Consider the following 14,100-nt stretch of genomic DNA (forward strand, 5'->3'; position numbering starts at 1 on the left):
TTAAGCACAATTCATACCCCTTTAACCATTTAATTTAAGGAAAAATTATGGCTAAAATTCTGTGTGTTCTTTATGATGATCCAATTCATGGTTATCCCAAAATTTACGCGCGTCATGATCTACCCATCATAGAGCAATATCCTGATGGACAAAGCATTCCTACTCCTAAGCATCTCGATTTTAAACCAGGTACTTTATTGGGTTCAGTATCTGGGGAGTTAGGCTTGCGTCAATTTCTTGAATCCCAAGGACATCAGTTTATAGTAACCTCAGATAAAGAAGGTCCAAACTCTATTTTCGAAAAAGAATTACCTGATGCAGATGTGGTTATTTCACAACCTTTTTGGCCTGCATATTTAACTTCGGAACGAATCGCTAAAGCTAAAAAACTAAAATTAGTAATTACTGCAGGTATAGGCTCGGATCATGTTGATTTGCAAGCGGCGATAGAAAATCATATTACAGTCGCTGAAGTGACTTACTCAAACAGCATCAGCGTGGCTGAGCATGTGGTGATGATGATTCTGGCATTAGTACGTAATTATTTACCCTCTTATCATTGGGCTGTACAAAAAGGTTGGAATATCGCTGATTGTATTCAGCGTTCATATGATCTTGAAGGTATGACTGTAGGTTCCGTTGCATGTGGACGCATAGGTCTAGCAGTCATGAGACGTTTAAAACCTTTTGATGTCAAATTGCATTATACCGATCGCCATCGTTTACCTGAAAAAACAGAAAAAGACTTAGGCTTAATTTTTCATGAGAATATTGAATCATTGGTACAAGTATGTGATGTGGTTACCATTAATTGTCCTTTGACACCTGAAACAGAAAATCTGTTTGATGAAAAACTTCTTCGTCAAATGAAGCATGGTGCTTATCTTATCAACACAGCTCGAGGTAAAATATGTAATCGCGAGGCAATTGTAAACGCTTGTGAAAATGGTCAGCTTGCTGGCTATGCGGGTGATGTTTGGTTTCCACAACCTGCGCCTAAAGATCATCCTTGGCGAACTATGCCCCATCATGGAATGACTCCACATATTTCTGGAACATCTTTATCAGCACAAGCACGTTACGCAGCAGGAACACGAGAAATTTTGGAGTGTTGGTTTGAAGGACGCCCAATTCGTGATGTTTACTTAATTGTTGATAACGGTGAACTCGCGGGTACCGGAGCGCATTCGTATACCACAGGTAATGTAACCTCCGGAGCTGAAGAAGCCTGAGTTGGCGTTTACTTTACTAGTGCATGCTTAAAATTTGTCCGCATAGGCACACTGCCATTGACTTAAGAATGTTGTCATTTTCACGACAGCGGAAATCCATTTCTACAGAAGCATTGTGCCTCCATCATCATGGCTCTCGATTTCCCGATTTCTGAAGCTAATGGCAGTGTCGCAGGCCTATTAGCCTAGTTTCATTATAAAACGTATATACTTATAGAAAAAAGTACTAAAAAAAGGCTAAGAAGCATTATGATTCATCCCATCAAAGTGAGTATTTATTTATGCATTATTACCTTATTTGTGCTTTTATTAAGCCTTGTTGGTTCAACTATTATTAGCATTAATTATGTCGCATTAAATAAAATACTAAGTTCCAGTGCCCATAACTCAATCGAACAAACATCTGAATTAATTAGAAATCATATTTCTAACTATTTACGCCCATTAAATCATGATCTTATCCAAATTCAATACATGATAACCCATGATATCATTGACGATCGAGATGAATTTGAAGCCTATATTTTTAATATCGTTCGTGAAAACCCAGGAATTTCAGCAGCTTATTATGCAACATTAAATGGAGATGTTTATGGAGTGGATCGTCAAGAACAAGGGATAATTGCAGTTGATATTATTACCAATTCAGTAAAACCTCCTCGTAAAATTCGTTATGACTATGATGACCAAGGACATTTTCTAAAAAAAACAACACTAACTATAAACTATGATCCTAGAACCCGTCCATGGTATCAAGAGGCAGTTAAAGCGAAGAAACTGGTGTGGACTAACATCTACAAATTCCATTCATTCACTAAAAATACCTATTATACCTATGGCATTACTGCAACAGTTCCCATTTACGATAAACATAACAAGCTGCAAGGGGTGTTGGGAATGGACATTGCAATCAATAGTATTCAACGATTCATCAATAAATTGCAAGTTACACCTAACTCAATTATTTATATAACTAATGAAAAAAATCAAATTATAGCCTATAGAAATCCAAAACAACTACTAGACATCCGTGGGGAAAAATTAACACCAAAAGATCTCAGATTTAAGATCCCCATCCCCTTTTCTGAACTGGATCGAAGCGATCAGCAAACTCCAATTACATTCTATGAGTATAACAATCAGCAATTCTTTTTAGTAAATCAACCTATTTTTAACGCAAATTCAGAAAAAATTTGGCATATTACGATTATTGTACCAGCAAGCGATGTTTTATCTCCACTAAGAAGCTTAAGCATCAAAATATTATTTTTGACTGTTTTTGTTCTTATTCTAGGTGTTCTAATTGCTCGTTTGGTTTCACAAAAAATATCACGCCCGATTATTAAACTGTCTAAGGATGCTCAAGAAATTACACAATTAAAACTTCACCCCAAGCCTTTACTGAAAACAATGATCAAAGAAATCAGCTACATGGATAAAAGCCTTTCAAATATGCGTTCGAGTCTTGCTTCATTTCAGCGCTATGTACCAAGCTCATTGGTAAAAAAATTATTACGTAGTGGTAAAATTGCTAAGGTAGGTGGAGAACATCAAAATATCACTATACTCTTTTCTGATATTAAAGATTTTACCAAGCTCGCTGAAGCTACCCCTCCCAAAAAATTAATGAATTATCTCTCCGAATATTTTCAATTGATGACAGATACAGTTCTTATTCATCAAGGAATATTAGATAAATATATAGGCGATGCGATTATGGCGCTTTGGAATACCCCCTTACCTGATGCAGACCATATCCTTCATGCCTGCCAAACTGCTGTCAGCATGATAGAACGAGTTGCCCAGTTTAATGTTAAAAATCAGCACCTTGAATTCCCCAAGCTTATTCTAAGAATTGGAATCCATTCAGGAGATGCCATTGTTGGTAATGTTGGCTCAGAGGAGCGACTGAGTTTTACAGCTTTAGGAGATTCAGTAAATTTAACCAGTCGTCTTGAAGCAATTAATAAAGCCTATAATACTCAGATTATTGTCAGTAAGCCCATCTACGACGCAGCCAAAAACCACTTTCCTTTTCGTTTACTTGATGAAGTGGCTGTTCGTGGAAAACGGGAGAGTACTACCATTTATGAGCTTATAACAGCACAAAACCTTCAAAATCTAAAACAACATATAGCAGAATTTGAATCTGCCTTTTGTTATTACCAAAAAGGGAATTGGGATGAAAGTCTTAAGTTATTTGCACAACTTACTCCTGCCTATCCCGGTGATCAGTTAGCAGAACTTTATATGAAACGTTGTCAAATATTAATAAAAAAGCCATCAGAAATTTGGGATGGAATCTGGCGAGACGAAAACGAATTTTAATTATGTTTTAAAGACAACCTCATTATATTCAAATTAATTAATCCTATCTTTAATAAAATCAACTATACTATTCTATAATTTTAACTACTAAGGATGGAACGTAACATGTATAAGAAAATCGCTCAAACAGTTTTATTTACCTGCACTTTAGTGCTTAGCCCAGTAGTTTTAGCTAATTCCTGTGGTTGTGGGAAAGGATTGAAACAGATGGTTGAATCTTTAAAACTTGATGACAACCAAAAAGATAAAATCAAACCTATCTTAGAACAGCTTGCATCGACAATAAAAAACGATGCCAGCCAAATGCAGGATTTAGAGCAACAACTGCAGCAACAATCTGAATCAGCTAATATGGATCAAGCAACAGTAGATAGTTTGATTGACAAAAAATCAAAACTTATTGGAGACATGATTAAAGCAAAAGTAACCGCTAAAAATCAAATATATGCTGTTCTTAATCCACAACAAAAAACTGAGTTGCAAAGCAAAATAAAAAATATGGACAAAAAAATGGCAGATCAATTCAAAAGCTGCCATGATGATGAGTAGCTAATTAACATTTCAATTCAGGAACAATAATTGTTCCTGAATTTTTAACCAATGTCAGGTAATTTAATGTTATTAAATGAATATCTTCGCTGTGATGTACTCGAGCTTGCTCAACTTATTAAAAAAAAGGAAGTAAATGCTTATGAAGTGCTTGATTGTGCTCTCATGCGAGTCAATGAAGTCAATCCCTTACTTAATGCAATTGTACTTAGTTGCCCTGATTTTGCAAAAAAATGCCTTAAAAATCTTCGTGGAGATGAGCCCTATTATGGAGTTCCCTTATTAGTTAAAGACTTAGGACACCATATTATGGGTATTCGCAGTACAGAAGGATCGCGTTTTTTTGCTATGAATATTGATATGTTCACGAGTGATTTGGTGAATAAGCTTATTTCTTTGGGTTTTATACCTTTTGCAAAAACAAACACACCTGAATTAGGCCTCTCTTACGTTACTGAATCCATTTTACATGGACCTTGTCGGAATCCGTATGATCTCAATCGAACTTGCGGAGGATCTTCAGGAGGCTCGGCAGCAGCAGTTTCAACGGGTATTGCTCCCATAGCGACTGCAAGCGATGGCGGTGGTTCGATCAGGATCCCTGCTTCATGTTGTGGTTTAATAGGATTTAAGCCAACCAATGGATTAACACCATCAGGTCCTTCAACTAATGAATTATGGTCTGGTTTAGCAGTAAATTTTGTCTTGACTCGTTCACTTAGAGACTCTGAGACATTATTTCATGAATTAATAGCTCCTCGAAAACTTTCACCACCTTCACCTAAGAAGAGATTAACTATTATTCGCCTAGATGGAGCATTTTCGACGGTTCCAATTGCATCACCATACCTTATTGCAATGCATCACGTTGAAGAGTTATTAAGAAAATTAGGCCACACAATACAAAAAAGAAGTTTGGCTTTGGATTTCAAAGCAATTGGTGAAAACGCCATAACCTTAATAGCCGCTAATACATTTACAACAATAAAAATCCAAGAAATACAATTAAAAAGAAAAGTAATACCCGATGAACTCGAGCCAATTACTTGGGACTTTTATCAACGTGGGCAAGCAATTTCTGCATATGAATATCTAATTGCTAAGAGACATTTATATCAACTATTTCGTCCCTTGCATCAGTTATTGAGTCAAACCGATGTAATCCTAACTCCTGCTTTAGCTCAACTCCCTTTATTAATCGGTGAATTAAAAACGCATGATGAGTTTGAGTATTATTTACAAAAAAATCTTGAGTTTTCTCCATTCACCTCTTTGTTTAATCAAGCTGGCCTACCCGCTATCACTATTCCTATCCTGTTCCATCACCATCTACCAATTTCAATCCAATTAGGTGCTGCTCAAGAAAATGATTTGCTGCTCTACTCACTGGCAAAACAGCTACAATTGATGCTACCGGATTTTAGCCAAGCAATAAATGTTGCAACAAATCAACACAAATTTAATGATACTTTATAGACTCGTCTAATTTCGTATATGTTCAGTGAACCACCTAATTTCTACCTGCCATAACACCACCATCAACATTAATGACTTCACCAGTTATCCAACTTGCTTTGTCAGATAAAAGAAATTCAATCGCATCGGCGACATCGCTCACTTTACCTATCCTCCCAATAGGATGAAATTGATTAAAGCTCTGCAATGTCAACTCAATTTTATCTTCAGCAATAAATGACTTATAAATAGGAGTGACTACTACTGCAGGTGCAACCGCATTAACTCTTATATGATATTCTGCAAGTTCCATAGCTAAATGTTGGGTCAAAGAATGAAGCCCTGCTTTTTGGATGGAATATGCTGAAGAAGGTGTTGCTTTAACTGCTTGATTGGCCCACATTGATCCTATGTTAACTATTGCACCTTCTCCATTTTTCTTCATGTTTTGAACCACAGCCTGAGTAATAAAAAAGAATGCTTTGTTAATATTTATCTGGAGATCATAATCCGTTACTGTATGCTCTAAAAAGCTTATAGGTTTAAAACATCCAGCTGCATTAACAAGATATTTTATTTTACGAGCTTCGTCATTGATTTTATGAATGAATCGTGAGATATGATCTTCATTATGGAGATCAACTACAGAAATCTCCACTGTCGTTTCATTCCCATCAATTTCTTCAGCAGCTTTTATGAGCTTTTGCTCATTTCTGCCTGTGATTAGCAAATCCAGACCATATCTAGAGAGTCTTTTTGCTGTTTCTAATCCCATACCACTTGACCCACCGACGATAATAGCTAAATCTTTATGTAACATGTTTATCACCTTTTTTGTTTCGTTCTACCCAATTAATTATTAAAGAGATATAATTTTTAAAAAAGTAAGCACCAATTGGTACTGTAAGAACTTTTAGGTTCAACTTATTGAAATGTTTGAGAAAAAAAAATTAAAGCAAAAAATACCACCGCTAAAAGCGGCTACGATGGTGGAGACTATTTACGGATGTAAATGGTCTCTTACTGTCTATTCTCTTTTGCGAAATGGAATCAATCGTCCTGGCGAAATGGTACGAAGTGTTGAAGGCCTTTCAACAAAAGTTTTAAATCAATGTCTAAGAAAGAATGTTGATTTTGGTATTCTTGACAAAAAAACGTATAATGAAACGCCTCCAAGAGTGGAGTATTTTGTAACCTCTTTTGGCGCAAATTTTTTAAAGATTCTGGATAAAATCGAAGAATTAAATGCTCAAATTAAGTCGTAACTCCTTCAAAAAATTTTTATTCTAAGCAACCTCAAAAATCTAGGTTGCATATAGAATAATTCATGAAGTCAGAAATCTTGTAATAAGAAAAATTGCTTTTAATGTTTTTGGACATTCAGATCTTGTGTACTACTTTTTTCAGTAACAGTATTCACAGGTATATTTTCATTAGTAGTCCCAGTTGGAGTACCTTGGCTTATTGGTTCTTTTGCATGAATAACACTTGTTTTTGTTTGTGCTGAAGTAGTGCTTTTAGCCTTCTTCTTTTCGCTTTTTGGAGCAGGATTTTTACTCACTTTTGCAGCTTTCGTATCTTTTTTTGTATTGGCTGATGCGATGCTTGAAGCAGTTTTTTTTGCTGTAGATACTGATTTTTTTTCAGTGGGGGCTGATTTCTTTGTTGCAGTTTTTTTAGCGCTGCTTTTAGCTGCAGTAGCTGTTTTTTTAGCACTTTTTTCTGCAGTAGTATATGCCTCTTTCATCATTTTTTGTGGACTTTGATCAAAATTGCGAGAAACATTGAGCCAATGGTTTTCTAATATACCGAAGGTAGTTCTCATGTAATCAATCATCATATTACTATTTTGAACAAATAATTCGATTTGTTTTTCAAAAATCTCTTCTGGTTTTTTGACACTTAATAAATCCATGGGTTTCATGTAAGACAAGTTTTGCATCATTTTAACATTGAGCTCCATTAGTTTTTGTATTGGAGCATCCAAATTATTAAAAATTTTTTGATCAAAAAATTGATTTTTCATAGCATCTCCTTATGTTGCATTGCACAATTCAAGATTAGTTACTCACTTTATATTTGTCAAATAGAATTAATTTTGCTTAAATCTAGGTTGAATCCCTTTTCTAAAATATTTTTAAACACTAAAGATGTTTTCAAATTCAAAACATCCTTTGCCCTTGCTATATAATATATTCATTAATTACTTTAGGAAAGTTGGTAAATAGAATTTCTGATCGTTGCAACTGCTTGGTCTGACTTGGTTTGTGAAAATAAACCTAATCTCCCTGTAATCTGATAATTAACTCCTAATGCAAAAAGATAACCAATTCCTAACAAACTAATTGCAGTAATTATTTCGGCAACTATCCATCTTGAATCACGGTGCTTTTGTAACAACCCTCTAGAGGAATCTATTTTTTTTAAACACTTTTTACAATAATCATTAAATAGTGCAGGATCCGGATTTTTAGCAAGAGTTTCTGTATATTGCCTCAATTTCTTTGCTAAGTATTCAGCTTTTCTACCTTCTTGTTTAAATCCTCTATGGATTAACTCGTCTCCTTTTTTAGAAAGTCGTAAAATTAAGGTAAATATTGTTTGAATTTGTTCTTCTGTTGTTTTTTCATACCGTTTAAGCTCAGTTTTAGACAGGTTTTGAACTTTTTTTAATTGATATTTTCGCAGATCAATTTTTAAAAATTGTTGTCTTGCTTCTTCTACAGTCCAACGTGCTGCAACATTTTCATTTAAAAGACCATCGAGGCATTGTTTTATTTGATCTGCATCTTTCTTGAAAAGCACTACTTGCGGATCTGAAAACAAATCATTATTTGTTGTTTTCTTTTTAATTTCACTCCAAGGAGATTTGTGGTGTAAATAATAATTTCTATAATCATCACCCCATAAATAGCTTAAAATTCGGCCAACAGCATAAGCGTCTGATTTTTGAGTATAATTTGGAATACCCAAATAGAGTTCAGGGGATCTATATGCAGTTGTTCCTACTCTGCGGTTTTCTATACGCTCCCCTCTTATTGCATTCCCATAATCAATAATTGTTACTTTAGAGGGAGAATCAATTTTCATATTCCCTTCTCTATTAATAGTGATGGAAGATGTCTTACTTAAATCAATTATCATATTGCCTGGTTTTAAATCGCGATGAATCAAATCCTTATCGATTACCTGTTCTTTTACTGCATCAAGGATTGCAAAAGTAATTTCCATGCGTTTTTCTACAGTAAGCATGGGAATAAGATCAACAATTTTTTCGCGCTCTTTAGGATTAAGCAATACTTCGAGAGGGATACCTTTCGCTTGTTTCATTACTAATAAGCTTTTTTTCCCATTATTATGAACAAACACGGGAGGCTTAGCACCTAAATGTCCCACATGGACTAAATTATTATACTCTTGTATTACAGAATCACTTCGATCACGTTCATTATGCTGTTCTATCTTGACAATTCGATTTTTACTTGCTTTTACAATTGGATTATTTGTCTCAAATTTAATTGTGCCTAATATAGGATAAACAGTGGCGTATCCGCCTCGACCTAAAGGCTCAGAACTTAAATCAAATATCTCAAATCGCTCTCCCTCCTTGCCCTTACTTCTTTTTCTTCGTAGCAATGATTGAGTAAAGCAAAAAACATAGTCAATACCCTGAACTGTAGTATATTGATATTCTTGGTTTTTGATCCACATATCATCAATATGTTTACTTTTAAGGAACTCATGGAGAGCCGCTCTCTCAGATATGCCTAGATTTGCTTCATAAATTTTTGTGGGATCGAGCTCGATTTTTATCGACATGTGTTTAAAAAATAATATTTAATCAAAGTGTTTTATTGTATATCAATATAATTGATTCGTTAACTCATTTCCTAATAAATGTTTTTTTCATAAAAAAAATAGCATATTTCCCATCATTTCATGTAGGATGAATAGGGTTTATTTGATTCTTTTTTTCAAGGAGAGTACTGTGGGCAAACTAACTGTTGAAGGAATGACTGCCGTTGAAAAAAACAAAAGGGAACGTGCAGACGCTTTAAAGATTTTAACTTCAAAACCCTTTAACCTGAATAACGATGAGCAACAAGCCACGCTCAGAAAATACATTAATAATTTTGAATACAATGCCAATATGATGTATCTTTTTCAAGGGATGAGTACAGGGCTTACTGCATGGAGTGGTTCTTGGCTCGTAGGCTTTCTTTTACCCATCCCTGAATTTGCGAATTATTTTCTAAGTATGTTTCTCTATTGTGGGGCAGCTGGTTATATCCTCCAAAATTTTAGTCTCGATGATTTTCATCATCAACTGGATGAAATGAAGACTATATACAATTGGTGCTTAAAAAATGGGCAACCAACCTACGATGGTACCGACAATACTGTTGTACTCTCTAATCCTGATATCCAACGATTAATCAAATTAATTGCCCCCCTATGTACCACAGAGTTTATGTTGGCATGGAAACCAGTATCAGAAGCTGAACAACCTAAAAGCACCCTTTGGAGTAGTATTTCATCTGCTTATTCATTTTTTACAGCACCCACACCTAGTGTCGATCACAATCGTCTTTTAGATTTAAAAGCCAGCGTAGAAAGACGAGAACTTGATGTAGGTGTTTTTAAAGGTGTTGAAAGTGCAGTTCGTTATTTTGCAACAGACTCTCATTTTAGAGAGCTTTTGATAACTAAAGTAAAACAACCAGTGGAACAAATAAAAGGAATGCTTCCTTCTGTACTCAGTATGAATTATTCCAAGTCTGACTAATCAATGCATATATAGGAATTTTTAGGTGAAGCAAAGAATTATATAACTTTTGCTTCATCCCCATCATACGCTAATCATTTGATTTGACATTAATTTTTTATCAAGTAGAATCTCTTAAATTTTATTGGAGCTAAAATATGGGAAATAGTTCTTCTTTCGATAAATCAATTGAAAAACAAGAAGCATATGTAAGGAAACGCATGAAAGATCCTGATATGAGTCATTTAAAACATGGTTTTTTTAGAGATGGCCATGAGAAATACTCTAATCGTCAAATTAAGGGTTATTTACGACAAGAATATAATCATACACGTAAATCGGATTCTTACGTATCTGATCATGATCTCCATGAATCTAAACGATATAGGATGTCTTAGGGAATATTAGGAGTAAACAGCATTTAATGTAACCCAATACTCTCTGCCGCTCCATTGATAGGAGCGGATTTTAGGCATAAACTGCTCAGATTTTCGTGCAGATATTAATCAGAAACTTAACTGGATTCATGATAAATTCCTCTGTGTAATTGGGAGTTTTCATCATTGATGATGATGTTTTGCGAAATTTTCCAATGATCATTCTCTTGTTGCTTCTGCTCAATGACCGCCACCAGGCCCTCCGAACCCACCTCCCGCTCCACCAAAGCCAGTATGAGCTTTATGAGCATGATGACTTGACTCATTATGCGTGGTGGTGCATGCTGACAACAATCCCATAAAGATGGCTAACAAAAGAATTCGATTCATATGAGTTCTCCCTGATTTATCATAATCCTTATCAATAAAATCTAGTACAATCCCTAAAAACAACAAAAAAATCAATAATATAACTATTATTTTAAGATACTCTTTTAAATTGCTCTTATTTGTCGTTCCCTAATAAATCCCTATTTTTTTCAAATGCCAAAAGGATAGGACATGGCGTGGCATTCGCGTTCTTACATTCTTTTACCAAGCGGTTAAGAGCCTCTCGAGATTCTGTGAGCTCGGCAATTTGGGCATCCAGTTTTGTAATGCGCTTTTGTGCGATGCTTCTTACATACTCCCGATCATTTTTTGCATCAAGATCTAATAATTCTTTTATTTCTTTTAGGATAAATCCTGCTTTTTTTGCTGAAAGAATAAACCGCAAACGACGGATGTCTTGATCGTCATAGCGCCTTATTTTTCCTGAACTACATTCTTTTTCAAGCAAAGGAATATTAAGAAGTCCTTGTCGTTGATAAAAACGAATCGTTTCTACTCCAACGCCACATAATTTAGCGAACTCGCCAATTGTTTTACCACTCATCACTTGACTCCGTACTATAGTACACACTTTATATTATTTATAGTCTGTGAATCAATGAATTGCAACGATCATCAATGTGGAGCTTAGTGATGATTAGAATGATCTCTGGCAACATGAGGGTATGCAATGAAGTTGCAACTCAGTTAGATTCATTGAATTTAGTCGTTAACTTATCAGGAGCAGCTTATGCGCTTTTTATCTTCTCTATTATGTTTAGGGCTTATGCTCAACGGAATTCCATCTTACTCTCAAGAACAACTCCATCACGCCCACCAAAACCCTGTTACGCATAAGACGAAAAACAACCATAACATTAAGATTTCTCTTAAAAAGGCACCAAACAAAATTATTGCTAATAAACCAGTAACCATCAGATTTCAATTGCTTCAGGATAATAAGGCACTCGCGTTTCCTGATTTAAAAGAAGTACATACCCAGAAAATTCATGTACTTATCATTGATCCCTTACTTAATGATTATCATCATGTTCATCCAGTGAAAGACAGTGAAAAATCGGATTTTGTATTTAGTTTTAGCCCCAAAAACACAGGCTCCTATCAAATGTGGGTGGATATTACTCCTATCCAAACAAATCAGCAGGAATTTTTAGTGACTGATTTGGGAACTCCCTCCAAAAATCCCTTAGTTAAAGAAGAAGTCATATTAAACACTATTATGAGTCCTTATGAATTCACTTTAAAATTAGACAGCGCCCCTAAAGCGGGACAGGAAGTTATGGCAAACATCACAGTTACCAAAAATGGCAAACCATTCATGAATCTTGAACCAGTAATGGGAGCATTTGCTCATGTTGTTGGTTTTAGTGGCGATCATTCATCGATTCTTCATATTCATCCCATGGGAAAAGAACCGAGGAAAGAATCTGATCGAGGTGGTTCTGACTTAATGTTTCATATAGGTTTTAAAAAATCCGGTTATGTAAAATTATTTGCGCAATTTCGGATTGATGGACAAGATGTATATGCCCCCTTTGGTATTAAGGTAAGTTAATACACCTAGTTCTCACCCCAAACATCAAGTGACTTTCACTAAACGTTCCTTGGGAGTTATCATTCGTTCTATTATAAAATACATACTAATTCCTAAAATGATGGCCCCATCTATAACAAGTGCAACCGGACGCATCGAACCATCAAAAAAAAGACCCGTTAGTGCAACGGCTCCTGATGAAATAAACAAGCGTGTTGACATAATGAATGAGGAGCATGTTCCCTTAAGATTAGGTAAAATTTCCAATGATTGTGCAAAAGTAACGCTCATTGGAAAAGCACAACCGACTGCCATCCAGCACATTGCGAATGTAATCAAGCGTGGAGAATCTGGATGCTGAAAAGCAAAATAAGTGAAAAGTACAATGGAGATTGTACAACAAACCATTCCGAAATTGACTGCCTTCCGACTCCCAATTTTAGCAACCACTTTTTCAGCATAAAAACTGGTAAGCGAAAATATCAATACAATTAACCCTTGTTGCATAGCAAATTGAAAATAAGATAATTTACTCGTATTAATATAATAAAACGAGGCACTACCCACAAAAGTTAAATAAGCAGTGACTAACATATTGGGCATACTGGCATAAATTAAAAACTTACCGTGTGAGAAAACTGTCCAATAATCTTTAAATAGAGTCAAAACGTTTAAAGGTTGTTTTTTTGTTTTGGTTTCTGGTAATTGCCAAATTAAAAAAAGCCATGAAATCAATGCGATGATCGCAACGAAAGTAAAATTAGCTCGCCAAGTAAAATAATTAATGATGGCACTGCCTAAAATAGGAGCAGCAGCCATAAAAATGGTAACGTAAGCATTAATTTTACCAATATAATTTGCAGCCACTTCGCCACTATACCGATCGGAGATCATAGCAAAGCCCATCACTAAAGTACTGCTAGCTCCTAAGCCTTGGACAAAACGCCAAAACATCAATTGATATATGGAAAAGGAAAACACACAACCAATCGCTCCAATCAAGAAGCAAGTTGCACCAAAAATCATCAATCCTCGTCGTCCCCATGATTCGGATAATGGTCCATACAGCAAACCTGAAAGACAGAATGCCAAAAAGTTAAGGCTCAAAGTACTTTGAACTTGTGCTTCTGTGCTACCGAAATAAGTCATAATGCTAGGAAAACTGGGCAAGGAAATATCGATTTCCATACAACAACCTAACAGTGAAATAACGATGAGTGCTACAAGTGGTAGCTGAAATAACCTGGATAACATGATGGCTTCTTCTTAAAAATAGGATAAAACGATGGTAGTATCGTATTAGCTGAGTGAAATCTTAACAGCTATGTAATTATATCGACATTTGTATATTTTTAGAATAGCAAGGAGCTACCAAATCTGTTTTTTATAAGGACGGGATGATCTGCAGCATATCGATAGGTTAAGTATTTATCGATCAAAAGTGCACATTAGCAAGCATTAAGATACTCT

General features: G+C 35.3%; 14 protein-coding genes. 8 read left to right on the plus strand and 6 right to left on the minus strand.

Annotated elements, in window-relative coordinates; translation table 11 throughout:
- Window positions 1–47: 47 nt before the first annotated feature.
- The 4 genes from Lgra_RS09840 to Lgra_RS09855 all read left to right on the plus strand — a co-directional run bounded on the left by Lgra_RS09840 (window position 48) and on the right by Lgra_RS09855 (window position 5,585).
- Window positions 48–1,232: an NAD-dependent formate dehydrogenase gene (locus Lgra_RS09840; protein ID WP_058499075.1), complete on the plus strand. Its 1,185-nt coding sequence runs from the start codon at window positions 48–50 to the stop codon at window positions 1,230–1,232.
- A 249-nt stretch (window positions 1,233–1,481) separates the two neighbouring features.
- Complete coding sequence (locus Lgra_RS09845) at window positions 1,482–3,560, plus strand: adenylate/guanylate cyclase domain-containing protein (protein ID WP_058499076.1); 2,079 nt, start codon at window positions 1,482–1,484, stop codon at window positions 3,558–3,560.
- A gap of 105 nt (window positions 3,561–3,665) precedes the next feature.
- Complete coding sequence (locus Lgra_RS09850) at window positions 3,666–4,109, plus strand: Spy/CpxP family protein refolding chaperone (RefSeq protein WP_058499077.1); 444 nt, start codon at window positions 3,666–3,668, stop codon at window positions 4,107–4,109.
- A gap of 66 nt (window positions 4,110–4,175) precedes the next feature.
- A complete protein-coding gene (locus tag Lgra_RS09855; RefSeq protein ID WP_058499289.1) occupies window positions 4,176–5,585 on the plus strand; it encodes an amidase in 1,410 nt (469 codons plus the stop codon).
- A 34-nt stretch (window positions 5,586–5,619) separates the two neighbouring features.
- Here Lgra_RS09855 and Lgra_RS09860 read toward each other — a convergent pair whose 3' ends face one another.
- Complete coding sequence (locus Lgra_RS09860) at window positions 5,620–6,384, minus strand: SDR family NAD(P)-dependent oxidoreductase (protein ID WP_058499078.1); 765 nt, start codon at window positions 6,382–6,384, stop codon at window positions 5,620–5,622.
- Between the two features lie 112 nt (window positions 6,385–6,496).
- Between Lgra_RS09860 and Lgra_RS09865 the strand changes: the two genes are divergently transcribed.
- The gene (locus Lgra_RS09865; protein ID WP_058499079.1) at window positions 6,497–6,829 is read left to right on the plus strand and encodes a winged helix-turn-helix transcriptional regulator; all 333 of its coding nucleotides are present in this window, start codon (window positions 6,497–6,499) and stop codon (window positions 6,827–6,829) included.
- Between the two features lie 98 nt (window positions 6,830–6,927).
- Here Lgra_RS09865 and Lgra_RS09870 read toward each other — a convergent pair whose 3' ends face one another.
- Window positions 6,928–7,590: a hypothetical protein gene (locus tag Lgra_RS09870; protein ID WP_058499080.1), complete on the minus strand. Its 663-nt coding sequence runs from the start codon at window positions 7,588–7,590 to the stop codon at window positions 6,928–6,930.
- A 182-nt stretch (window positions 7,591–7,772) separates the two neighbouring features.
- Entirely contained in the window at window positions 7,773–9,383 is a 1,611-nt protein-coding gene (legK1, locus tag Lgra_RS09875) for a Dot/Icm T4SS effector kinase LegK1 (protein ID WP_058499081.1), read from the minus strand.
- A 169-nt stretch (window positions 9,384–9,552) separates the two neighbouring features.
- Between legK1 and Lgra_RS09880 the strand changes: the two genes are divergently transcribed.
- Entirely contained in the window at window positions 9,553–10,350 is a 798-nt protein-coding gene (locus tag Lgra_RS09880; RefSeq protein ID WP_058499082.1) for a hypothetical protein, read from the plus strand.
- A 137-nt stretch (window positions 10,351–10,487) separates the two neighbouring features.
- Window positions 10,488–10,727, plus strand: coding sequence for a hypothetical protein (locus Lgra_RS09885; protein WP_058499083.1), 240 nt, complete (start codon window positions 10,488–10,490; stop codon window positions 10,725–10,727).
- Between the two features lie 219 nt (window positions 10,728–10,946).
- Here the strand turns inward: Lgra_RS09885 and Lgra_RS17825 are convergent, their stop codons facing one another.
- On the minus strand, window positions 10,947–11,096 hold the full coding sequence (locus tag Lgra_RS17825) for a hypothetical protein (protein WP_157068267.1): 150 nt from the start codon (window positions 11,094–11,096) through the stop codon (window positions 10,947–10,949).
- Between the two features lie 115 nt (window positions 11,097–11,211).
- On the minus strand, window positions 11,212–11,640 hold the full coding sequence (locus tag Lgra_RS09890) for a MerR family transcriptional regulator (RefSeq protein WP_058499084.1): 429 nt from the start codon (window positions 11,638–11,640) through the stop codon (window positions 11,212–11,214).
- A gap of 186 nt (window positions 11,641–11,826) precedes the next feature.
- On the opposite strand from Lgra_RS09890, the gene Lgra_RS09895 reads away from it, so the two are divergent.
- Window positions 11,827–12,651 (plus strand): hypothetical protein, encoded by an 825-nt coding sequence (locus Lgra_RS09895; protein WP_058499085.1) that lies wholly within the window; start codon window positions 11,827–11,829, stop codon window positions 12,649–12,651.
- A gap of 24 nt (window positions 12,652–12,675) precedes the next feature.
- Here the strand turns inward: Lgra_RS09895 and Lgra_RS09900 are convergent, their stop codons facing one another.
- Window positions 12,676–13,884: a multidrug effflux MFS transporter gene (locus Lgra_RS09900; protein ID WP_083502890.1), complete on the minus strand. Its 1,209-nt coding sequence runs from the start codon at window positions 13,882–13,884 to the stop codon at window positions 12,676–12,678.
- Window positions 13,885–14,100: the final 216 nt, after the last annotated feature.

Origin of the sequence: Legionella gratiana (assembly GCF_001467695.1) — a bacterium.
Classification (GTDB): domain Bacteria; phylum Pseudomonadota; class Gammaproteobacteria; order Legionellales; family Legionellaceae; genus Legionella; species Legionella gratiana.